The organism is Citrobacter sp. RHB25-C09 (assembly GCF_013836145.1).
Classification (GTDB): domain Bacteria; phylum Pseudomonadota; class Gammaproteobacteria; order Enterobacterales; family Enterobacteriaceae; genus Citrobacter_A.
Genome location: NZ_CP057483.1, coordinates 456,396 through 480,030, shown reverse-complemented (window position 1 = coordinate 480,030; position 23,635 = coordinate 456,396). Strand labels below are relative to the sequence as shown.

Annotated in this window: 20 protein-coding genes; 6 read left to right on the top strand and 14 right to left on the bottom strand. The window is 53.8% G+C overall.

Going from position 1 to position 23,635, the window contains the following annotated elements; translation table 11 throughout:
• Positions 1-218: 218 nt before the first annotated feature.
• Entirely contained in the window at positions 219-1,343 is a 1,125-nt protein-coding gene (gene zapE / locus HVY19_RS02295) for a cell division protein ZapE (RefSeq protein WP_181682787.1), read from the bottom strand.
• 192 nt (positions 1,344-1,535) lie between these two features.
• Between zapE and zapG the strand changes: the two genes are divergently transcribed.
• From zapG to degS, 3 genes are all read left to right on the top strand, one after another.
• Positions 1,536-1,934, top strand: a complete 399-nt coding sequence (gene zapG / locus HVY19_RS02290) for a Z-ring associated protein ZapG (protein WP_042292056.1) — start codon at positions 1,536-1,538, stop codon at positions 1,932-1,934.
• 168 nt (positions 1,935-2,102) lie between these two features.
• Positions 2,103-3,470, top strand: coding sequence for a serine endoprotease DegQ (gene degQ / locus HVY19_RS02285; protein ID WP_181682786.1), 1,368 nt, complete (start codon positions 2,103-2,105; stop codon positions 3,468-3,470).
• 90 nt (positions 3,471-3,560) lie between these two features.
• Positions 3,561-4,628, top strand: a complete 1,068-nt coding sequence (gene degS / locus HVY19_RS02280) for an outer membrane-stress sensor serine endopeptidase DegS (protein WP_181682785.1) — start codon at positions 3,561-3,563, stop codon at positions 4,626-4,628.
• Positions 4,629-4,702: 74 nt separating this feature from the next.
• Here degS and mdh read toward each other — a convergent pair whose 3' ends face one another.
• The gene (gene mdh, locus HVY19_RS02275; protein WP_181682784.1) at positions 4,703-5,641 is read right to left on the bottom strand and encodes a malate dehydrogenase; all 939 of its coding nucleotides are present in this window, start codon (positions 5,639-5,641) and stop codon (positions 4,703-4,705) included.
• Between the two features lie 414 nt (positions 5,642-6,055).
• Between mdh and argR the strand changes: the two genes are divergently transcribed.
• Positions 6,056-6,526, top strand: a complete 471-nt coding sequence (gene argR / locus HVY19_RS02270; RefSeq protein ID WP_181682783.1) for a transcriptional regulator ArgR — start codon at positions 6,056-6,058, stop codon at positions 6,524-6,526.
• 223 nt (positions 6,527-6,749) lie between these two features.
• The gene (gene yhcN / locus HVY19_RS02265) at positions 6,750-7,013 is read left to right on the top strand and encodes a peroxide/acid stress response protein YhcN (protein WP_181682782.1); all 264 of its coding nucleotides are present in this window, start codon (positions 6,750-6,752) and stop codon (positions 7,011-7,013) included.
• Between the two features lie 57 nt (positions 7,014-7,070).
• Here yhcN and HVY19_RS02260 read toward each other — a convergent pair whose 3' ends face one another.
• The 5 genes from HVY19_RS02260 to aaeX all read right to left on the bottom strand — a co-directional run bounded on the left by HVY19_RS02260 (position 7,071) and on the right by aaeX (position 12,028).
• Entirely contained in the window at positions 7,071-7,343 is a 273-nt protein-coding gene (locus HVY19_RS02260) for a barstar family protein (protein WP_181682781.1), read from the bottom strand.
• A 29-nt stretch (positions 7,344-7,372) separates the two neighbouring features.
• Complete coding sequence (locus tag HVY19_RS02255) at positions 7,373-8,821, bottom strand: NAD-dependent succinate-semialdehyde dehydrogenase (RefSeq protein WP_181684199.1); 1,449 nt, start codon at positions 8,819-8,821, stop codon at positions 7,373-7,375.
• Between the two features lie 90 nt (positions 8,822-8,911).
• Complete coding sequence (gene aaeB / locus HVY19_RS02250) at positions 8,912-10,879, bottom strand: p-hydroxybenzoic acid efflux pump subunit AaeB (RefSeq protein ID WP_181682780.1); 1,968 nt, start codon at positions 10,877-10,879, stop codon at positions 8,912-8,914.
• Between the two features lie 5 nt (positions 10,880-10,884).
• Positions 10,885-11,817 carry a p-hydroxybenzoic acid efflux pump subunit AaeA gene (gene aaeA, locus HVY19_RS02245; protein WP_181682779.1) on the bottom strand — a complete coding sequence of 311 codons (933 nt, stop codon included), beginning with the start codon at positions 11,815-11,817 and terminating at the stop codon, positions 10,885-10,887.
• A 7-nt stretch (positions 11,818-11,824) separates the two neighbouring features.
• Entirely contained in the window at positions 11,825-12,028 is a 204-nt protein-coding gene (gene aaeX / locus HVY19_RS02240) for a p-hydroxybenzoic acid efflux pump operon protein AaeX (RefSeq protein WP_181682778.1), read from the bottom strand.
• Between the two features lie 182 nt (positions 12,029-12,210).
• Here aaeX and aaeR point away from each other — a divergent pair, with 182 nt between their 5' ends.
• Entirely contained in the window at positions 12,211-13,140 is a 930-nt protein-coding gene (aaeR, locus tag HVY19_RS02235) for an HTH-type transcriptional activator AaeR (RefSeq protein WP_181682777.1), read from the top strand.
• Between the two features lie 88 nt (positions 13,141-13,228).
• Here aaeR and tldD read toward each other — a convergent pair whose 3' ends face one another.
• The 7 genes from tldD to mreB all read right to left on the bottom strand — a co-directional run bounded on the left by tldD (position 13,229) and on the right by mreB (position 23,398).
• Entirely contained in the window at positions 13,229-14,674 is a 1,446-nt protein-coding gene (tldD, locus tag HVY19_RS02230) for a metalloprotease TldD (RefSeq protein WP_181682776.1), read from the bottom strand.
• Positions 14,675-14,821: 147 nt separating this feature from the next.
• On the bottom strand, positions 14,822-18,622 hold the full coding sequence (gene yhdP, locus HVY19_RS02225; protein ID WP_181682775.1) for an AsmA2 domain-containing protein YhdP: 3,801 nt from the start codon (positions 18,620-18,622) through the stop codon (positions 14,822-14,824).
• Positions 18,623-18,716: 94 nt separating this feature from the next.
• On the bottom strand, positions 18,717-20,186 hold the full coding sequence (rng, locus tag HVY19_RS02220) for a ribonuclease G (RefSeq protein ID WP_181682774.1): 1,470 nt from the start codon (positions 20,184-20,186) through the stop codon (positions 18,717-18,719).
• Positions 20,176-20,769 (bottom strand): nucleoside triphosphate pyrophosphatase, encoded by a 594-nt coding sequence (locus HVY19_RS02215; RefSeq protein WP_181682773.1) that lies wholly within the window; start codon positions 20,767-20,769, stop codon positions 20,176-20,178. The genes rng and HVY19_RS02215 overlap by 11 nt, the downstream gene beginning before the upstream one ends.
• 8 nt (positions 20,770-20,777) lie before the next feature.
• Positions 20,778-21,266 carry a rod shape-determining protein MreD gene (gene mreD / locus HVY19_RS02210; RefSeq protein WP_181682772.1) on the bottom strand — a complete coding sequence of 163 codons (489 nt, stop codon included), beginning with the start codon at positions 21,264-21,266 and terminating at the stop codon, positions 20,778-20,780.
• A complete protein-coding gene (gene mreC / locus HVY19_RS02205; protein ID WP_181682771.1) occupies positions 21,266-22,291 on the bottom strand; it encodes a rod shape-determining protein MreC in 1,026 nt (341 codons plus the stop codon). Before mreC ends, mreD begins: the two co-directional genes overlap by 1 nt.
• Positions 22,292-22,354: 63 nt before the next feature.
• A complete protein-coding gene (gene mreB / locus HVY19_RS02200; protein WP_181682770.1) occupies positions 22,355-23,398 on the bottom strand; it encodes a rod shape-determining protein MreB in 1,044 nt (347 codons plus the stop codon).
• Positions 23,399-23,635 lie beyond the last annotated feature (237 nt).

The window sequence follows — 23,635 nt, the reverse complement described above, 5'->3', positions numbered from 1 at the left end:
AAAAGCTTACCCAATAAATAAGTTACACGTTGGTGAACACCCAAACGTTTAGTCAGTTGAGGTTCACACGACAAAGTACGGCAAACCTACCCCTTCGAATAGCTAATGCCGACACATAGAAAGTTTCGGGAAAAAAACCTTCTCGTAACGTGGGGTCGCAAGATTATAGAGAAGTTGAGGTCAAAGATCGACCCCTAAATGTGATTTGAACAGGGTAATTACGGCATATGTTCACGCTTCAGATATTCCTCGCTCTGCATCTCCTGCAAACGCGACAGGCATCGCTGGAACTCGAACTTCAGACGCTCCCCCTGGTAAATCTCATAGAGAGGCACCGCCGCGCTGACCGCCAGTTTGACATGGCGTTCGTAGAACTCATCCACCAGCGCAATAAAACGACGCGCTTCACTTTCCATAAGGGGGGTCATCACCGGCACGTCAAACAACATGACGGTGTGAAACAAACGCGACAGCGCAATATAGTCGTGCTGGCTACGCGCGTCGACGCAGAGCGTGGTGAACGAAACGGCCAGCGTCTGGTTTTCAACGCCCAGCGTCGGCAACGGTCGGTGATTGATCTCCAGCACCGGCGCATGCTGGCGCGTAACGCCTGCCAACGCCAGCCAGAGTGCGTCCATCTGCTGCTGCGTCTCATCATTCAACGGAGAAAGCCACAGGTGGGCCTGGGTCAAGGTACGCAGACGATAATCCACGCCGGCATCCACATTCATGATGTCACAATGCTGTCTAATGGCATCGATGGCGGGAAGAAAACGCGCCCGTTGTAGCCCGTTGCGGTACAGCTCATCGGGGGGAATGTTAGACGTGGCGACCAATGTAATTCCGCGCGCGAACAGCGCCTTCATTAAACCGCCGAGCAGCATCGCGTCGGTAATGTCGGACACGAAAAACTCATCAAAGCACAGCACATCGGTTTCAGCCTTGAACCGGTCAGCCAGCGTCTCCAGCGGATCGGTCTGCCCTTGCAGCGCCGTCAACTCTTCGTGGACCCGCAACATAAAACGGTGAAAGTGGAGGCGCTGTTTTCGTTCCCCCGGAAGGCTATGGTAGAAGAGATCCATCAGCCAGGTTTTACCACGTCCAACGCCGCCCCACATATATAGGCCGCGCACCGGGGCATTTTCTGTTTCTTCTTTTTTCCCCAGTAGCTTGCCAACGCGGGCCAGCAATCCTTTCGCCTCTGGCGCAGCCATTTTTTTCACCGCCAATGCCGCGTAAATCGCTTCCAGGCGGGCAACCGCTTCTTTTTGGACATTGTCAGGTTGATGAGTACCGTCTTCTAGCGCTTTACGGTAACGCGATGTTGGGGAAATGCTTTGCATGATATTATTGTAATTCCTTGATATTCGGTGCGCCGTCGTGCAGGGTTGACGAAAAAAAGGCCGTTCTACACTACGCGATATAGATACAGGATTCCACTTCTGTGGGATTAGCGGTTATAGTGGCAGTAACAGGCGCGGGCATGGAGCCTAAAGCCAATACCCTACGGAAATACAAGACAACGGGAGATGTTCATGACCTGGGAATATGCGCTCATTGGTTTAGTTGTTGGCATCATTATCGGTGCCGTAGCCATGCGTTTTGGCAATCGCAAGTTACGTCAGCAACAGGCGTTGCAGTACGAACTGGAAAAGAATAAAGCGGAACTGGAAGAGTACCGTGAAGAGCTGGTGAGTCACTTTGCCCGCAGCGCCGAGCTGCTGGATACCATGGCGCATGATTACCGCCAGCTGTATCAGCACATGGCAAAAAGCTCCAGCAGTCTGCTGCCGGAACTGTCAGCAGAATCGAACCCGTTCCGTAACCGTCTGGCGGAGTCTGAAGCCAGCAACGATCAGGCGCCGGTACAAATGCCGCGCGACTATTCCGAAGGGGCTTCCGGCCTGCTGCGTAGTGGCGCAAAGCGCGACTAATCGCACAATGTAAAGATTTTTATCGGGCGCAGCGATTGCGCCCACCTCTTCTCTCTCGTCCCGACTATCATTTAATCATTATCCTCATTGTTAGCAGACTGAAAATTCAATAACATCAAGCTGTTTTGAATCGTCTTTCCTTTCACTCAAGGTACGAGAGCAGGATCCATGAAAAAACAAACCCAGCTGTTGAGTGCATTAGCGTTAAGTGTCGGGTTAACTCTCTCGGCGCCGTTTCCCGCTACCGCGTCGATCCCCGGCCAGGCTCCAGGCCAACCGGCACTTCCCAGCCTCGCCCCAATGCTTGAAAAAGTTCTTCCGGCGGTGGTGAGCGTGAAAGTGGAAGGTACTGCGACCCAGAGCCAGAAGGTCCCGGAAGAGTTTAAAAAGTTCTTCGGCGACGAACTGCCGGATCAGTCAACGCAACCTTTCGAAGGCCTCGGTTCCGGCGTCATTATTGATGCCACTAAAGGCTATGTCCTGACCAATAATCATGTAATCAGTCAGGCGCAGAAGATCAGTGTGCAACTGAACGATGGACGCGAATTTGACGCCAAACTGATTGGCAGTGACGATCAAAGCGATATCGCCCTGTTACAAATTCAAAATGCCAGCAAGCTGACGCAAATCGCCATCGCCGACTCAGATAAACTGCGGGTAGGTGATTTTGCCGTAGCGGTAGGTAACCCGTTTGGTCTGGGGCAAACCGCCACCTCCGGGATTATCTCGGCGCTGGGACGCAGCGGGCTGAACCTCGAGGGTCTGGAAAACTTTATCCAGACCGACGCCTCAATAAACCGAGGTAACTCCGGCGGCGCGCTGCTGAATCTGAACGGGGAACTGATCGGTATTAACACCGCGATCCTTGCGCCAGGCGGCGGCAGTATCGGGATTGGTTTTGCGATTCCCAGCAATATGGCGCGGATTCTGGCGCAGCAGTTGATTCAATTTGGCGAGATTAAACGCGGTCTGTTAGGTATTAAAGGCACGGAAATGACGGCTGACATCGCCAAAGCGTTCAAGCTTGATGTTCAGCGTGGCGCATTTGTCAGCGAAGTGATGCCTAACTCCGGATCTGCCAAAGCGGGCGTGAAATCCGGTGATGTCATCACCAGCCTGAACGGTAAGCCGCTGAACAGCTTTGCGGAGCTACGTTCGCGCATTGCCACCACCGAACCGGGCACGAAAGTGAAACTGGGCCTGTTGCGTAACGGTCAGCCGCTCGAAGTCGAGGTTACGCTGGATACCAGCACTTCCTCTTCCGCCAGCGCGGAGATGATTGCCCCGGCGTTACAAGGTGCCACGTTGAGTGACAGCCAGCTTAAAGACGGCAGCAAAGGCATCAAAATCGACAGCGTAGAAAAGAGCAGTCCCGCCGCCCAGGCCGGGTTACAGAAGGATGACGTGATTATCGGTGTCAACCGTGACCGCGTGAACTCCATCGCTGAAATGCGCAAGGTTCTGGAAGCCAAACCGTCCATCATTGCGCTTCAGGTCGTTCGTGGAAACGAGCGCATTTATTTGCTCTTGCGCTAATTCCTGAAATCCGGACATCAGCCTCGCGTGTGATGTCCGGTTAACTCGTGGTATGCTGCTGCCGTTTCCTTTATTAATGACGCCTCCATCATGTTTGTGAAGCTCTTACGTTCGGTTGCAATTGGTTTGATTGTCGGCGCCATTCTGTTGGCCGCCATGCCTTCGTTACGCAATATCAACCCCCTTTCAGCCCCACAATTTGACAGTGCCGACGAGACGCCCATTAGCTATAACTCAGCGGTGCGCCGCGCTGCGCCTGCCGTCGTCAACGTGTATAACCGCAGTATGAACAGTACCGCGCATAACCAGCTGGAAATCAGAACGCTGGGGTCCGGCGTGATCATGGATCAGCGCGGCTATATCATTACCAACAAGCACGTGATCAACGATGCCGATCAAATCATCGTGGCATTGCAGGACGGGCGAGTCTTTGAAGCCCTGCTGGTCGGGTCTGACACCTTGACGGATCTTGCCGTGTTGAAGGTCAATGCGACCGGTGGTCTGCCCACGATCCCCATTAATACCAAGCGATCTCCGCACATCGGCGATGTGGTGCTGGCCATCGGTAACCCCTATAACCTTGGGCAAACCATCACCCAGGGAATTATTAGCGCTACTGGTCGTATTGGCCTGAACCCGAGCGGACGACAAAACTTCCTGCAAACGGACGCTTCTATCAACCACGGGAACTCCGGCGGTGCGCTGGTTAACTCGCTGGGAGAGCTGATGGGTATCAATACCCTGTCGTTCGATAAAAGCAATGACGGCGAAACGCCGGAAGGGATCGGTTTTGCCATTCCGTTCCAGTTAGCCACCAAAATTATGGATAAGCTGATTCGCGACGGCCGCGTTATTCGTGGCTATATTGGCATTGGCGGACGTGAGATCGCCCCGTTACATGCACAGGGTAGCGGAATGGATCAGATCCAGGGGATCGTCGTCAACGAAGTCGCGCCAGACGGTCCGGCGGCGAGCGCGGGAATTCAGACCAACGATCTGATTATCTCGGTTAACAACAAGCTCGCAGTTTCAGCGCTGGAGACAATGGATCAGGTTGCGGAGATTCGTCCAGGTTCGGTGATCCCGGTGGTCGTGATGCGGGATGATAAACAGTTGACGCTTCAGGTGACCATTCAGGAGTACCCGGCAACCAATTAGAGGCCGGGTAGTACGCATAAAAAAACCGGAGGCAATTCAAATGCTCTCCGGTTTTTTATTGCTCAATGAATCTATTACTTATTCACGAACTCTTCGCCCAACTGGATATCTTTCTTCAGGGTATCCAGCATGCCTTCCAGCGCGTTCTGCTCGAATGCGCTCAGTTTGCCGATGGACTGGCGCTCTTCCACGCCGTTTTTACCCAGCAGCAGCGGCTGAGAGAAGAAGCGCGCGTACTGGCCGTCGCCTTCTACATAGGCACATTCAACCACGCCTTTTTCGCCCTGCATTGCGCGAACCAAGGACAGACCGAAACGGGCAGCAGCCTGACCCATAGACAGGGTTGCCGATCCGCCACCGGCTTTGGCTTCAACCACTTCGGTACCCGCGTTCTGGATGCGCTTAGTCAGATCGGCCACTTCCTGCTCGCTGAAGCTCACGCCCGGGATCTGCGACAGCAGCGGCAGAATCGTCACGCCGGAGTGTCCGCCAATCACAGGAACTTCAACCTCGCCAGGCAGTTTGCCTTTCAGTTCTGCAACAAAGGTGTTGGAACGGATGATGTCCAGCGTAGTCACGCCAAACAGCTTATTCTTGTCGTAAACACCCGCTTTTTTCAGTACTTCTGCGGCGATTGCAACGGTGGTGTTTACCGGGTTGGTGATGATACCAATGCACGCTTTCGGACAGGTGGTCGCGATCTGCTGCACCAGGTTTTTCACGATACCCGCGTTAACGTTAAACAGGTCTGAACGGTCCATACCCGGCTTACGCGCAACGCCTGCGGAGATCAGCACCACATCAGCACCTTCCAGTGCCGGAGTGGCATCTTCACCGGAGAAACCTTTGATTTTCACAGCAGTAGGGATATGGCTCAAGTCAACGGCCACACCGGGAGTCACTGGAGCGATGTCATACAGGGAGAGTTCTGAACCTGAAGGCAGTTGGGTTTTTAACAGTAATGCTAGCGCCTGGCCAATACCACCAGCTGCGCCGAGGACTGCGACTTTCATCCTAAACTCCTTATTATATTGATAAACTATGTATTTGTTGCTCCGCGCGGCGACCTTAATCCACAAATTCGATGAATACAATAATCCGTATTCAAATCTGTGTAGTCCCTCGAATTTAGCGTTAATGCACTTAATTTGCGTAATTCGGGGAGCGCTATGCAGCAGAACAACTTTCCAACAGGTGGTGACAATATACCCTACTGCCTGCCCAAAACAACATCAATTTGATAACAATTAATTTACTTTTAAGCTTATTTGCGCGCCGTGACATAGGCATGTTTCTTGATAACGAAATTTGATAAAATCCCGCTCTTTCATAACATTATTTCAGCCTTCAACCAGGCAGACTATTTGCATAAAAATTCATATGTGTGCATAATAATGTTGTTTCCATCCTCATACTATGGGTGACTTATGCGAAGCTCGGCTAAGCAAGAAGAATTAGTAAAGGCGTTCAAAGCGCTACTTAAAGAAGAAAAATTCAGTTCGCAGGGTGAGATTGTTCTCGCGTTACAGGATCAGGGCTTTGACAACATTAATCAGTCCAAAGTCTCCCGCATGCTGACTAAATTTGGTGCAGTCCGCACCCGCAACGCCAAAATGGAGATGGTTTATTGCCTCCCGGCTGAACTGGGTGTGCCGACCACCTCCAGCCCGCTGAAGAATTTGGTTCTGGATATCGACTACAACGACGCCGTCGTGGTGATCCACACCAGCCCAGGTGCTGCCCAACTGATTGCGCGCCTGCTGGACTCTCTGGGTAAAGCGGAAGGCATTCTCGGCACCATCGCCGGGGATGACACTATCTTCACGACCCCGGCCAATGGATTTTCAGTCAAAGATCTCTACGAAGCCATTCTCGAACTGTTCGAACAAGAACTTTGATTCCCCTCTTCCCGCCGCGACATGTGGCGGGATAGCCCCATCTGAGATCTCTGACTCCGTTAATTGCCGTGCTGCTGATTTAACAGTAAGTGCGCTTTTCACGCATTCACGCAAAAAATACTTAGCACGGTATTAATTTATCGCGTTACTAGTGTATACTTAATTTTGTGATGAGGGTCACGAAACGAAGGCCCCCAGAAAAAAATTCGACGAGGTACTTATCATGAAAATCAAAACAACTGTAGCCGCTTTAAGCGTTCTGTCTGTTCTTTCTTTCGGCGCTTTCGCCGCTGATTCTATCAACGCTGAACAAGCGCAAAATCGTGAAGCTATCGGTTCTGTTACCGTTAGCGCAATTGGCTCAAGCCCAATGGATATGCATGAAATGCTGAACAAAAAAGCCGAAGAAAAAGGGGCTTCAGCGTATCAGATCACCGAAGCACGTAGCGGTGACACCTGGCATGCTACTGCCGAACTGTACAAATAAACCCTCGTCGTCTAGCCCGACGATGTTGCCCCCGACTGTCGGGGGCTTTTTTATGCCTCAATGGCGGACGTTAAAACGCAGTTGCCCTTCCAGCTCTTCTTCTGCTTCATCGAACAATAAAATCAGCGCGCCGTAGCGTCTGCGTAGTTTTTCAGGCAGATGAACAAACTCTATCTCCAGCGGTAACGGTAAGGCTTCCCCTGTGATGACGTCCCAGAGAGAGTCGAGATCGCTGACTTTTTCTCTGGCCAGACCGAACATCTGGGTAAATTCACGATAAAAATCGCTTTGGTCTTCAATCTCATCAAAATCAAATGTATAGATATTCATCTATCGCTACCTTCCTACCGCGACTCTGACTACAAACCACCCAAATGCAGAGTTTTGACTTCAAGAAACTCATCTAACCCCAGCACCGATCCTTCACGCCCCAACCCAGACTCTTTCACTCCGCCAAACGGTCCCAGTTCGGTGGATACCGCACATTCGTTAATACCAATCATGCCACTTTCAATGGCCTGAGAAACGCGGAACACACGCTGCAAATTTTGCGTATAAAAGTAGGCCGCCAGACCAAACGGCGTGTTGTTTGCGCGCGCAATTACCTCATCTTCGGTGCTGAAGCGGAAGCAGGCGGCAACCGGACCAAATGTCTCTTCTCTGGCAAGCTGCATATCGTCACGGCATTCGCCCAACACCGTAGGCTGCCAGAAGTTCCCCCCCAGCGCATGCGCCTTACCACCCGCGAGGACACTGGCGCCCTTCGCCACGGCATCTTCAACATGTTCGCGGACCTTATTAACCGCAGACGGTTCGATCAGCGGCCCCACAACCACGCCATCATCCAGACCGTTGCCCACTTTCAAGGCCTGAACCGCATCGGCCAGTTTGCGAGTGAATTCGTCGTAAACTTTTTCATGGATAAAAAAGCGGTTCACGCTAACGCAAACCTGCCCGGCATTACGGAATTTGTTGGCAATCGCCCCTTTCACGGCAGCGTCGATATCGGCATCGTCGAAGACGATGAAAGGCGCGTTGCCGCCCAACTCCATCGACACTTTTTTCATGGTTTCGGCGGCGTTACGCATCAACGTTTTACCGACGGCAGTTGAACCGGTAAATGAAATTTTGCGCACATCGTGGCTCGCCATGATGGCGTCGCTAATTTCTGGGGTATTGCCCGCAACGGCATTGAGTACGCCATCGGGAACGCCCGCTATTTTCGCCAGTGCGAGGAGGGCAAACGCGCTGAGCGGTGTATTATTGGCTGGTTTTATCACCCCGGTACAGCCCGCCGCCAGCGCCGGACCGAGCTTACGCGTCAGCATTGCCATTGGGAAATTCCACGGGGTTATCGCCGCCACAACGCCTATTGGCTCGCGGGTGGCAAGAATACGGGAACCGGGTTTGACCGGTGGAATGATCTCACCATTAGCTCGCTTGGCCTGCTCGGCAAACCATTGGATAAAGCTGGCGGCGTACTCTACTTCGCCTTCCGCTTCTTTCAACGGCTTACCTTGTTCAGTCGTCATCAGACGGCCAAGCCAGCTTTTATTTTCAATAATCAGTTCATACCAACGGTATAAAATCGCCGACCGCTCTTTGGCCGTTTTTGCCCGCCAGCCTGGGAAAGCCCTGCTGGCCGCTGCAATCGCCTCTTCGGTCTGCTGTTTCCCCGCTTTCGCTACCTTTGCGATCGTTTCGCCGGTCGCGGGATTAAGCACATCAAAAGTGGTTTCCAGCGTTTTCCAGTGCCCATCAACCAGATATCCCGTCTGAAAAAGTTCGTTATCCTGGAGCGTTTGCATGGTGTTTTCTCCTTTCGATGTCATGATTTGCGCACGTCGAATAAGTATAGCCATAAAAAAACCGACGCCTTTGGCATCGGTTTGTATGGGTTAGCTATCTGTCAGTGCATGCTGGTACTTGTGCAACATGCCGGTCAACCGTTTCACCGGCTCGGTCACCTGCGGCGGCGCTTCCCAGACCCGTAGTTTTTCCTGGTAGACATCAAGCTCCTCTAACAGCTGACGGAAGTAGCGCCGGCGCTTATCGTCGTTACTTGCGGAGATGACGCGATCCGCCGTACGGCGCAGTTGGCGGTGGAAGGCCGAAAGATCGTCGTTGATCGGAATGGGCGCGTCGCGCAGGCGCTGGTGCGCAATGATCATCGTCAGCGCCAGGCGGAATTTCGGCAGGTCGCCCGGGAATTTGTTCAGTAGCAAAAAGAGCTGCTGATACAGCGCGGGCAAATGGTTTTCTTTGCGCCGTACGACATTGGTCGTCATTGCCGAGACTGCCGCCGATACAAACTGATTGAGCAACACGCGTCCTGTGCGATCACGTGAGTTATCCCGCACCAGCATGATGACCAGAAAAGCCAGCACACAGCCGACAATCTGCCCTAACGCATTGTCCAGAAACAGGCTGAAATGGAACGTCATCGGGTTATCCAGCACGATGATATTAATCGTGCTCGCCAGCGCGCCCATCGACCCCAGCCGTCGCTTCTGCACTTCAATCCCAAGGAAGAACCCCAGCACCGCGAGGCTCAGACAGAGCAGTAGCATACTTTGTTGCGTATTGGGGAGGATCACCAGGAAATAGAGCGCCCCCAGCGGTAGTGCAGCAAGGGTGCCATAGATAAAGTCGATGGCGACCATGCGCGGATTAGGCAAACGCATAGCAAGGGAGGTCACTACGGCAATCATCACCATCGCCCCGCTACCTGAAGTCCAGCCGGTCCACAGCCAGAACAATGTCCCCAGCACGCAGGAAAGCGTGGTGCGCCAGAAATTCACCATGGCATGATGGCGCTCGGCGGATTCCACCTTCACCACCGGTTCGCCCTGCAATACCTCTTCTTCCGTGGCGCTGATTTTAGTATTGCTGATCACGCCGCGCTTAAGCAGCAGGTAGCGTGTAGCCGCGCCGGCCCAGGTATAAAGCGTGACCGGCGTGTCACGCTCACCGGTCCAGGCGATCACCCGACGCAGGCGTTTAAGCTGTCTATGTACATCTTGCGCGGTTTCGACCGGCGTTTCGAAAAACTCGTGAAAAGTGTCGGTAATCAGCTCTGGCCGCGTATTCTGGATCAGATAGGTTTCGCAGGATTGCGTAATCATGGTTAGCGACAGCGTGTTGATCGCTTTCAGGCGACGATTGGCCCGCGCCCAGCGGGAGGACTCCATATTGAGATTACTGCGCATCCCTTCCAGCGCCGTCGCCCGACGCACCAGATCGCTCCAGGCTTTATCCACCACCTCACTGTCACCATGCTTCACACACAGCTGCATCAATTGATATTGCGCCACCAGCAGGCTGTCCAGTTCCCGATCCACCTCCTGCTTGATGGATCGCGGCGAGAAGATCAGATCCGCCATAATGGCGCAGACAATGCCAATGACGATTTCGCTACAGCGTTCAACGGCAAACTGCGGCGTCAGCAGTGGTTCGGTCTGAATGGTGATGACGATAATCAGCGCGGTGTAGCCCGATAAGCCCCACGCGTAGGAGTTCTCAATACGGATGAGTGATGAAATCCAAGTACAAAAACCCGCCCAGATGCAGCACACCAGAATCATCAGTAGCGGCGCGCGGATCATGGTGATGATGATCACCAGCGCGGCAATACAGCCGATAAACGTGCCGACGATTCGCAGCATACCGCGATAGCGAATCGCGCCGGAGTAGGGTTCGCCACCCGCAGCAAAGGCGGGGCCAGCCGCGACAATGGCCGCCGTCAGCACCGCCCAGCGAGGCGTTTCAAGTTGAAAATGAAAGCCGACAAACAGCGCGAGAACGATTGCACACGCAAGCTTCACCGCAAAGCGGACATGCTGGTTGGCAATGGATAATATCCCCATTGCGCTTAACCAAATTCGCGCAGCCGGTGCGCCATTTTGCGGAAGAAGGAGTCGTTGTTGGCATCACGATCCTGCTTACCGGTAATCACCACGGTGGCGGTAGTACCCGCCGGCCACAGATTTTCCTTTTGATCGTCAAGGCGAATGCGTACCGGAACGCGCTGCGCCAGGCGAACCCATTCCAGATTAGAGTCGATCGTTGCCATACCCTTATCGTCACGGGTACTGCTGGCGTTAGTGACCCCTGCCGCAACGCTATCGACAGTGCCCTTGAGGACTTTATTGCTACCCAAAGGCGTAATCTCCGCCCGATAACCCGGACGCAGGCGCTCAAGCTTCGTCTCTTCCATATACGCCAGCACATAGAAGGAGTTCTGTTTCACCAGCGCAACGGCGGTGGAGCCGCGGGTGATAAACTCTCCGGTATAAACGTTCAGATTAGTTACCCAGCCGTCTGCCGGCGCGCGGATCACGGTGCGTTCAAGATCGAGTTTCGCCAAATCGCGACTGGCCTTCGCTTTCGCCAGTTGATGCAATACGGTTTGCAGAACGTTGTTGGCCTGGTCAATCTCTTCACGGGACATCGCCTGAACGCCGAGACGGTTACGACGCCCGGCCTCCTGGCGTTTTTCCTGCGCCAGAACCTGATAATAGGCCACGTCAGCTTCGGCCTCTTCCAGCGTCTTTTTATAGCGAGGCTGATCGATGGTGAACAGAACCTGATCTTTCTTCACCAACTGGTTATCATGAACATTGACGTTTGTGATAAGTCCGGCCACATCCGGAGCGATGGCGACGACGTCAGCGCTAAAGCGCGCATCGCGCGTCCACGGTGATTCGGTGTAATAGACCCAGGCGCGAAATATAGCGATGAACGCCAGGATGACCAGTGCGACGGTAATGGCCGTACGAGAGATTTTTCTTGTTAGTGTTTTCACTTCAACCTCAAACAAACAGGCGCGATATCAGATAGAAGAGACAGCAATACAGCGCGGTATTAAACAGAGCCGGATGCCAGACAAAATCATAGATGCCCGTGGGTATAAGCACCCGGCGCACCAGCCAGAAAATCGCCAGTGATAAAAGCAGTTCGAAAAATATCGGTGGGAAGGACAGACCGAACACCACGATAACGGGAAACAGACTCATGTTGACCTTGATTATTAAGAATATGCAGGTGGTACAGTTTTCAGCCAATGTCAACGCGGAGAAGGGCAAGGAAAGCCAGGCGAGTGCGACACAGCCTTTGTTTGAATAATAATATATTACCGTAACTGTTATGCTGTTATCTATGATATGTGATCTAAATCACTTTTAAGCCAGAGTGAACAATGGAAAGACTAAAGCGGATGTCGGTGTTTGCGAAAGTGGTGGAATTTGGTTCCTTCACCGCAGCCGCCAGGCAGTTACAAATGAGTGTTTCATCCGTCAGCCAGACGGTGTCTAAACTGGAAGATGAGCTACAGGTCAAGCTGCTGAACCGCAGCACGCGCAGCATTGGGCTCACTGAAGCCGGGAAAATTTATTATCAGGGCTGCCGTCGGATGCTGCATGAAGTGCAGGACGTGCACGAGCAACTTTACGCCTTTAACAACACGCCTATCGGTACGCTACGCATTGGCTGTTCTTCAACCATGGCGCAAAATGTCCTTGCCGGGATCACCGCTAAAATGCTCAAAGAGTATCCTGGGCTGACGGTAAACCTGGTTACCGGCATTCCCGCCCCCGACCTGATCGCCGATGGTCTTGATGTGGTGATCCGCGTCGGTGCGTTGCAGGATTCGAGCCTGTTTTCCCGCCGTCTGGGCGCGATGCCGATGGTGGTTTGCGCGGCAAAAAGTTATCTCGCTCAGTTCGGTATGCCAGAAAAACCGGCCGATCTGACTAACCACTCCTGGCTGGAATACAGCGTGCGCCCGGATAACGAGTTCGAACTGATTGCCCCGGAAGGGATTTCTACGCGTTTGATCCCCCAGGGACGGTTTGTGACCAACGATCCAATGACCCTCAACCGTTGGCTCACCGCCGGCGCGGGCATTGCCTATGTACCGTTAATGTGGGTGATCAATGAGATCAACCGGGGAGAGCTGGAGATCTTACTGCCGCGCTACCAGTCCGATCCTCGCCCGGTGTACGCACTCTATACCGAAAAGGATAAAATGCCATTGAAGGTACAGGTGGTGATTAACGCGCTGACAGACTATTTTGTCGACGTGGCACAGTTGTTTCAGGGAATGTACGGGCGCGGGAAAGAGAAATAATAATGCCGGATGGCGCTTCGCTTATCCGGCCTACAGTTTGCACCAAACGTAGGTTGGATAAGCGAAGCGCCATCCGGCAATCAGGTCGTTAGGCGGTACCGCCGACGGTTAAATTGTCGACTTTCAGTGTCGGCTGACCCACCCCCACCGGCAGGCTCTGCCCTTCTTTACCGCACACGCCGACGCCGTTATCCAGCTTCAGATCGTTACCCACCATCGAAATCTGCTGCATCGCTTCGATCCCCGAACCAATTAGCGTTGCCCCTTTCACTGGCTTCGTCACCTTACCGTTTTCAATCAGATAGGCTTCAGAGGTAGAGAAAACGAACTTGCCGGAGGTAATATCCACCTGACCACCGCCGAAGTTTGGCGCGTAGATCCCGTACTCAACGGATTCAATAATCTCCTGCGGCGTGGATTTACCCGGCAACATATAAGTATTGGTCATGCGTGGCATCGGCAGATGCGCATAAGATTCACGGCGACCATTACCGGTCGGCGCAACGCCCATTAAGCGCGCATTCAGTTTGTCCTGCATGTAACCTTTAAGAACACCGTTTTCAATCAATACGTTGTACTGCCCCGGCGTCCCTTCATCATCAATGGCGACAGACCCACGACGATCGATCATCGTGCCGTCATCCACCACGGTGCACAGTTCGGAGGCCACCAGTTCGCCCATATGGCCGCTGAATACTGAGGTGCCGCGACGGTTAAAGTCACCTTCCAGACCGTGCCCGACCGCTTCGTGCAACAGAACGCCCGGCCAGCCTGCGCCTAAAACAACCGGCAACGTTCCCGCCGGTGCCGCAACTGCCGACAGGTTCACCAGCGCCATGCGCACCGCTTCTTTCGCCCACGCATCGGCACGCACTTCGCCATTCAGGTCTGCGAGGAAATAATCATAGCCGAAACGACCACCGCCACCGCTGGCGCCACGTTCGCGTTTACCGTCCTCTTCCACCTGCACGCTCACCGACAGACGAACCAGCGGGCGCACATCCGCCGCCAGCGTACCGTCCGTTGCCGCCACGAGGATCAGCTCATACACCCCGGTCAGACTGGCTGACACTTCCTGCACGCGCTTGTCCGCTTCCCGTGCGACTTTATCCACGCGACGTAAAATATCGAGTTTCTCTTCGCGACTCATGCTTTGCAGCGGGTCGATGGAGGTATAAAGCGCCGAATATTCCACTGCGCCGAGGGTTTTCACTTTACCGTCGCCGCTGTCACGTACGATGGTGCGCGCGGCCTGCGCGCTCTGGGTCAGCGCCTGCAAGCTGATTTGGTCGGCATAGGCAAACCCAGTTTTCTCACCGCTGATTGCGCGAACGCCAACACCCTGATCGATATTGTAAGAACCGTCTTTAATGATGCGATCTTCTAAAACCCAGGATTCGTGATAGCTCGACTGAAAATAGAGATCGCCGTAATCGAGACGGCGTTCGGCCAGTTGGCCCAGAATGGCAAACAGGTCCTGATGTTTCAGGCCGTTCGCCGCCAGCAATTGTTCACTTACCAGGTTCAGACTCATCGTTTTGCTTACTCATTTCATTCTGCCGGATGGAGGTGAAAACGCCTTATCCGGCCTACGTTGTTAGGCTGATACAGGCCGGATTAGCGCAGCGTCATCCGGCAATACTCTGTACTGAGAGTGGGGCAATTCCCTGCCCCCGTCAAATCATTGCGGATTTTCTTTGCGCGCCTGGCGCAGGACTTCGTTGATCTGGGGTTGGTCAACCGGACCGGTGATCCGATAACGCAGAATCGAGACTTTGCTCCACAGCGGCCCTAGCACTTTACTGGCAGCAAATACCGCGGCACCGACGATCGGGTTCACCGCAAACGCAGCGGCCACGCCCACCGTGGCAGAGATTTCCGGCGCCACGACCGCTTCAATATCCAGTTCCCGGCGCACCAGATTCACAGAGCCTTTCATGGCGATATCTGCCTCCAGGCCGTCGACCAGCGTGTCGTCTGTGTGTAACACGCCATCTTTGATCCACGCCGTACTGCGGATGGAGTCAAAGTAAAATCCTTCACTAAAGGTATCACTGAAATCAAAGCGCAGTTTACGCAGCAGCGCGTCAACGCTCAGCAGACGCAGGAGTTGCCCGGCATGCCCCGTGCTTAAATCGTTGATTTCGCCCTTGCCGAGTCGGGTCTGGATAATACCATTCAGCGAGGCTTCTTCTGGCTTCCACGGTGGGTTGCGCCAGTGCAAATCGTAATCGATGTTAAACGATGAATTGCGTATCGGCGTAGACACGCCGAAGAATCCGGTCGCTGCATCAATCTTGTTTCCCTTCAGCTTACCTTTTACTGAGGTGCGTTCACTGCCAGGCGCATTAACCCACTGCCCGTCGAGTGTCAGGCGGGCAAAACCGGTATCCAGTAAGCCGTTGGTCAGGTTCAGCGTGTCACCATGAATCGCCACATCGGCATCGATACGCCCATATTTCTGTCCCCACATCCAGCACTCTTCACAACGTAACTGCACGTCAGGCCAGCCACGGAAGCTGACCTGATCAACGGCGTCAAACGGCGATGATGCCGTGGTGCTGTTTTCCGTTTTCGCTATCGTCGGGTTGTAATAGAGATATTTGATGTTCGCCAGCCACGGTGCATGATTGCGCATTGCCAACGTCGCGTTGATTTCACGCCCCTGTGCGGCGACTTTGGTGCCATTGTCCGCCGGTTCAGAGACGATGCTCAGGTTGTTCCATTGCTGTCCGCCGAGCGACAGCGATGGTGTGCGCAAGGTTACATGCTGCGGGAAGTTAGCGTTCGTTCCCACCTTGTCCGCCGCCCCCTTCTGGAAGAGCGCCAGCCAATCGGCACCGTTCATTGCGGGCAGGTTGAGCTCGACGCCCGCCTGCTCAGGCAACGGTGGGGTGGTCTGGCTTTCCGCCGTCCAGATGGCACGGTCCAGCGTCAGTTTTTCATTTAACAACCAGCGGCTATTGAAGTGGTTTTCCTTTCCGGCATTGCCGACAAGCGTGAAACTGCGCAGGTCGCCGTTGGCTTTAATGGTGACAGGAACAGCTTCACCCGCCTTTTTATCCAGCGGAGAAGGTAAGTGACTACTTACATTTTTTAGATCGCCGTTCAGTTCAACTGCGTAGGTCACTCCGGAACGATACGGTAGCTCAATGCCCACTTTACCGTTCCACGCCATACTCCCGCCGATCGCCTCATTTACCTGCGGCGGTAATACGCCAGTACGGGCTGGCTGCCAGTTGCCGCTGAGGTTAACCGCGACCTGATACGCTTTTGCCCCTTCCGCCGTGGAGAAATCTACGTTCAGCGGCTGATAGAACCAGTTGGCGGTCATCGGTTCGCTCTTCAGGTTGCCATTAACAAAACTGAATTTGCCGCTGAGGTTTTTCAGGGTGCTGTCGAGCGGTTTAATGAACAGGCTATTGTTACGCAGCGACACATCGCCTTTCGCCGTCACCAGTTCCCCATCCAGCGGGATATCGAGATGTAAGCGAGCATTCACATCGCCGTCGATCTGTAACTGTTCGAGGGTCGCGCCCAGTGAGTCTTTAAGCGGCGTCTCGTCAAAATACGGACCTACCGCCTTGCCGGGACCGTTAATATCGGCATCAATCAGCAGCTTTTCTTTGGAATAGTCCGGAATGATGGCCGTCAGGTTGGTGGCTCTCACGCCGCCTAAATTGACGCCATCGGTTTTCATCCATAAACCGTCGTTGAGAAAATCCAGTTCAATGTTTAAATCGGTGAGCGCTGGCCAGTCCGGCTGGAAGGCAAACTTCGCGTTGCGAAGCGGCACCAGTACCTCAAACTGACCTTCATTGTGTTTGTAAGGGAACAGATGCGGATTACCACCGTAAACCAACGTCGCGTTATCCGCTTCACCGCCCTGAATCGCGCCGCTAAGGTAATCAACCAACTCTTTTCCCATCAGGTTTTCCGGGAAATAACGCCAGGCTTGCGAACCGTCGTTGGTGCTGATGCCCGCCAGGATCCCCAACCATGGCTCATCGCCAGCCGGTTGCAGATAGCGAAATCCGCCGCGTGCATGTACGGCTTTCGCTTTGACGTCAATGTTGCGCCCATCCAACTGAAAGCCGTTCTCATTTTTCTGCCAGTGCAACGTTGCCACACCGTCTTCAATTTCTAATGGCGCCCGGAAAACCGTTTCATAGGGCATTTTTGCGTCTTTCATCGCGGCCGTCAGCGCCCCGTTTTCCACGCTTCCGCTTAGCGTGCCGGAAAAATGCTCTGCGCCAGGCAACAGCTTCCACTGCTTCCAGGCAAGATCGCGCCATGAGGCCTGAAAGCGCGTTTTTTCCGTTGCCTGAAGCGGAATATCCAGCGCCAGCGTGTCGATGTTGCCAGTCGGTTGCGTCGACTGCCAGACATCGCCCAGCGCAGGCGACAGCTTTTTGACCATCGGGCGAAGCCCTTCAAGGCCGGCAAGATCCAGATGGCTGGCGCGAATGCGCAATTCGTCGCTGCGTTTGTTATCGACACCGCCAACTTCTTGCTCAGGGATCCAGGCCAGCGTTAATGCACCACGCGGCCAGGGTTTGTCATCCATTGTGATGCGCGTATCAGGGATGGAAAACTGCCAGCCGGGCTGTTCGCGGCTGATATGCGCCGTCAGATTATCGACCGAGAGCGTATGGGTGTTGTCATCGCCTTTCCAGCTCGCCCCGCCCTTTTTCAGCCAGACATCACCGCCGGAGATTTCCCCCTTGCTGATGGTCATCCAGCCTTCCAGGCTGAAGCGCGCAGTTTCCAGCGCCACGTTGTCCTGCATCCATTTACCCAACCACGGCTTCACGTCAATGTCGTCAGCCTGCAGCCAGACCCGACCGTTATTGAGCAGACCTTCGTCATCGCGTAGATCCATCCGCACCTGCATGACGCCATGCTGTCCGGTCAGGCTGGAGAGACTGACCTGACCTTCTGCGCGATGACGATTTTTACCGTTCAGCCAGGTAAGTTGAGGTATAGCCAGTTCAGCGCGCTGACCGGAAAGCGTAAGGAAGCTAATCTGGCTGTCACGCAGATCGAAATGGTCAAACTGTCGCAGGAAAAGATCGCTGATCTGGCTGGCCTCAATCCCATCACCGCTTTCACTGCGCTCAATGGGCGTGTTGGTGCGGAAGTTCAGTTGCCAGAAGGTGAGATCGCGAAACTGCCAGCGCAGATGCAGCAAACTTTGCCAGACATCCAACGCCAGCGTGACGCGCTTTACGGAAAATTCACCGCCATCATTCAGGCTGGCATGAATATCGCGCGCTTCAAGGGTTGGGCCGAAATTTTGCCAGTTCGCGGAAAGTTGACTGGCGCTGACGGGCAGGCCGGTCGCTGATTCAATCTTGCTCAGGATCGTCGGACGCCAGCTATCCAGATGCGGTAACGCAAGGCGCAGGCCGCTGACCAGCAGCGCGACAATGACAACCAGCGCGGCTACAGTGATCAGTAAAATACCCGGCAATCGCCTCACGCGTCACTCCTTGTCTGCCTGAAAATGTAGCTAAATTCTACTCGCGAATCGTACCCAATAACGCTAATGCTTATTGGGCCTGGGCGTCATCTTTTTACATCATGACGACGTCAAACTGCTCCGGGTTATAGAGCGGCTCAATTTGCACTTTGACCTGTTTGCCGACAAAAATTTCCACTTCCGCCAGCGCATGCGACTCTTCACCTTTCAGTGTTTCCGCCACAGAAGGAGAAGCATAGACCAGGAAACGGTCCGAGTCGTAAGCATGATGCACACGCACGATTTCACGCATAATTTCATAGCAGACCGTTTCCACGGTTTTCACCGTGCCACGCCCGTGACAGGTCGGGCATTCATTGCATAGAACGTGCTCAATGCTCTCACGCGTTCGCTTGCGGGTCATTTCCACCAGCCCCAGTTGTGAAAAACCATTAATGCTGGTCTTCACCCGGTCTTTGCTCAGCGCCTGCTCCAGAGAATGCAGCACCCGGCGACGATGATCTTCATTATTCATGTCGATGAAATCGATAATAATAATGCCGCCCAGATTACGCAGTCGTAGCTGACGGGCTATCGCCTGAGTCGCTTCGATATTGGTATTGAAGATAGTGTCGTCAAGGTTGCGATGGCCGACAAATGCCCCGGTATTAATATCGATGGTGGTCATCGCTTCCGTCTGATCAATAATCAGATAGCCACCGGATTTCAGTTCAACCTTACGTTCCAGCGCCCGCTGGATCTCATTCTCAACGTCGAAAAGATCGAAAATCGGTTGGCGGCCGCTGTAATGCTCGAGCTTGCTGGTCATTTCCGGGATATATTCCGCCGTAAATTCCAGCAACGCCTCGTAGGTCAAACGGGAGTCCACGCGAATACGGTCCAGTTGCGCATCGGCAAAATCACGCAGTACGCGCTGCGCCAGCGCCAGTTCGCCATACATCTGATAACGCGTCTGAGGGCGCTTTTTACGCTCCATGACTTTAGTCCAGACGCGCTTGAGGTAGGCGGCATCGGCTGCCAGATCCTCTTCGCACACCCCTTCAGCCGCCGTGCGGATGATAAAACCGCCCTGCTCGTCGCAATATTCCGCCACCACTTTTTTCAGGCGTTCACGTTCAATCTCGCTTTCAATACGCTGAGAAACCCCAACGTGCGAAGCGCCCGGCATAAACACCAGATAACGCGAGGGTAAGGTGATGTCGGTCGTCAGACGTGCGCCTTTGGTGCCGAGCGGGTCTTTAACCACCTGCACCATTAGGTCCTGCCCCTGGCGTACCAGTTCTGAGATATCGCGAACGGTGAACTGCTTCTGCTCTTCACCGGCAACGCATTCGGTATGCGGCATGATGTCAGAAGCATGAAGAAATGCGGCTTTATCCAGCCCAATATCTACAAAAGCCGCTTGCATACCCGGAAGTACACGGCTTACCCGACCTTTGTAGATATTGCCTACGATCCCACGTCGCGCTTCCCGCTCAATATGAATTTCTTGCAGAATTCCGCCATCAATGTACGCCACACGCGTCTCTGATGGCGTCACGTTTACCAATAATTCAGCCGTCATGTTTATCCCTTTTCTCACGTAGTGAGTTAAAATTACTCAGCAACTCATACGTCTCAACCAGCGGTAAGCCGACCACGGCGTGATAGCTGCCATTTATCTTCCTGACAAAACAGCCACCCTGCCCCTGAATACCGTATGCACCTGCTTTATCCATCGGTTCACCGCTGGCGATATAGTCCGCGATGTCCGCATCAGTTAGCGCTCTGAAGGTGACATCAGTCACCACCAGACAGTCGAGGACATATTGACTGTCCGCCAGTGCCACCGCCGTCATCACCTGATGCGTTTGCCCCGACAATTTATGTAGCATCAACGCCGCATGCTGCGCATCACGTGGTTTTTCTAAGACCTCTCCGTTAAGAATCACGATAGTATCCGCACCCAGTACAGGCAAATCGCGCGGCGTCTGGGCTACGCCAGCCAGTGCTTTCTCTCGCGCCAGGCGAGATACGTATTGCTGCGCGCTTTCCCCTTCGCCACGTGTTTCTTCAATTCCCGTGACGACACGTTCGAAAGAAACGCCCAACTGGGTGAGCAGTTCCTGACGCCGCGGTGAACCGGATGCTAAATAGAGAGAAGTCATAGAAACCTTTATTGCACGGCAAATTGCTGGCGGATTTTACGCATCAGCAAGAACAGCCACGGCCAGAGCACACCGTTGACTACACTACTCCAGAATACTTCTGGTCGGAAAGAGACATCGATCACTAAAAACTCGGACCAGAAAACAATTATGTCCACCGTCAGTGAAAGCAACATCACCACCAGCGCCTGCTGCCAGAGAGCCAGATTGCGAAACAACTGGAATTTCAGAGCAACCAGATAGGCGACAATACTCATCGATAGCGCCCGCACGCCAAGCGTAGAACCGCTAATCAAATCCAGTATGGCACCCACCACAAAGCCCGTCCCCACATTAACGCGGTGCGGCAAGGCCAGGATCCAGTACAGTAAAATGAGCAGAACCCAGTTTGGTCGGAAGACAATAATTTCATCCGGCCAGGGCATTACTTGCAGTAAAAGTGCGATCAGGAACGAGAGCCAGATAACCCAGCGTCCCTGGCTACGATAGCTTGCCACTACTGGCCTCCCGACGCGCGCGATGGAGGCGGCGTCGCACCTGCTGGGGGCTGCGGTGAAGTCGTAATACCGGTGGCTGGCGCTGGAACAGGCAGCGGTGGCCCCATTACGTCTGGTGATGGCAACACTTGCGGCATCATTTGCATCAGACGTTCATTCGCCACACGGTGCACCTCTTCCGGCGTCATTGGATTCGCCCCGTTACGATCGGCGCCCCATAACAACAACAGATAGCGCAAACGCTGCAAGCCCGCCGTTGGGCGCGCCTGAATCACCGTATAGGCACGCTGGGTGTCGAGCTTCACAGAGGAAACCACGCCAACCGGATAACCTTCCGGGAAGCGACCGCCCAAACCGGATGTGACCAACACATCGCCCACGCGAATGTCGGTGTTGGCTGGCAGATGTTCAAGCTGTAAGTCGTCGGTACAGCCGTTACCGGCGGCAATTACACGGATGTCGTTACGTAATACCTGAATAGGCAGCGCGTGGGTGGCATCGCAAATCAGCAGTACGCGACTGGTGAGTTTAGCGACAGCGACCACCTGACCGACCACGCCCTTATCGCTGATCACCGGCTGGCCTTCGTAAACGCCGTTTACGCTGCCTTTGTCGATAACCACTTGATCGCTATAAGGGTCATTAACGGTAGAGATGACCTGAGTCACCATTTTTTGTTCATCCTGACGCAACGGCGAACCCAGCAGCTCGCGCAGACGCGCGTTCTCCTGCTTGTATTGCCCCAGCATCAGCAAGTCGCTGTTTTTTAGCAACAGTTCCTGACGAAGCGCCCGGTTTTCAAGCTCAAGCTGGTCGCGTGACGCCAGCGTTTGCGAAACGCCATCAAGCAGTTCACGAGGACCGTTAGAAATAAAATAGAATGGACTGACGGCGGTATCCATGTACGTGCGGATTTGACTGAACGTACCCAGGCGGCTGTCGGCAATAATAACGCCGAGCGCCACCAGCACCGCCAGGATAAGGCGAATCTGTAGCGACGGGCCACGGCTAAAAATTGGCTTCATAAGTGTGCGTATTCTCGTATCAGATTGGGCAGGGTCGCCTGTAACGTCCCTGCCTGCATCCGATTACTCTTCGCTGAACAGGTCGCCGCCGTGCATGTCGATCATTTCCAGCGCTTTGCCGCCACCGCGCGCCACACAGGTCAGCGGGTCTTCAGCAACAACAACTGGAATACCGGTTTCTTCCATTAACAGACGATCAAGGTTACGCAGCAGCGCGCCGCCGCCGGTCAGAACCATACCGCGTTCGGAGATATCAGAGGCAAGTTCTGGCGGACACTGTTCCAGTGCAACCATCACTGCGCTCACGATACCGGTCAACGGTTCCTGCAATGCTTCCAGAATCTCGTTAGAGTTCAGGGTAAAGCCGCGAGGAACGCCTTCAGCCAGGTTACGACCGCGCACTTCGAGTTCACGGACTTCGTCACCCGGGTAAGCAGAACCGATTTCGTGCTTGATACGCTCAGCAGTCGCTTCACCGATCAGAGAACCGTAGTTACGACGCACATAATTAATAATGGCTTCATCGAAACGGTCACCACCGATACGAACGGAAGAGGAATACACCACGCCGTTCAGGGAGATAACAGCCACTTCCGTCGTACCGCCACCGATATCCACAACCATGGATCCGGTCGCTTCAGAAACCGGCAGTCCTGCACCAATTGCGGCAGCCATCGGCTCTTCAATCAGGAAGACTTCACGGGCGCCAGCGCCCTGAGCAGATTCACGAATAGCGCGGCGCTCAACCTGAGTAGCACCAACCGGTACGCACACCAGCACGCGTGGGCTTGGGCGCATAAAGCTGTTGCTGTGCACTTGTTTGATAAAGTGCTGGAGCATTTTTTCAGTCACGAAAAAGTCGGCGATAACACCGTCTTTCATTGGGCGAATGGCAGCAATATTGCCCGGCGTACGACCCAGCATCTGCTTCGCATCATGACCTACTGCAGCCACGCTTTTCGGTGAACCGGCACGATCCTGACGAATAGCCACTACGGAAGGCTCATTCAATACGATGCCTTGCCCTTTTACATAAATGAGGGTATTCGCGGTACCCAGGTCAATGGACAAGTCATTGGAAAACATGCCACGAAATTTTTTCAACATACTAAGGGATAATCCTGAAAGCTGGGGCGGAAAAACAAAATCCGCTTACTTTACCAACCACACGCAGCAGCGACAAGGCGCAAAAATCATCTGCTACGGTGAAAATTAGTGCAGTTCGTTTCCTCTGTTACAAATCTCACCTGAGTCCCTCAGGGCTGAGCACTTCAGCAGCTATCCTCGCCCTCATTTGCAACCTGTGTAAGGTCATTCACCTGCATATGCTGCAACATACTGGCG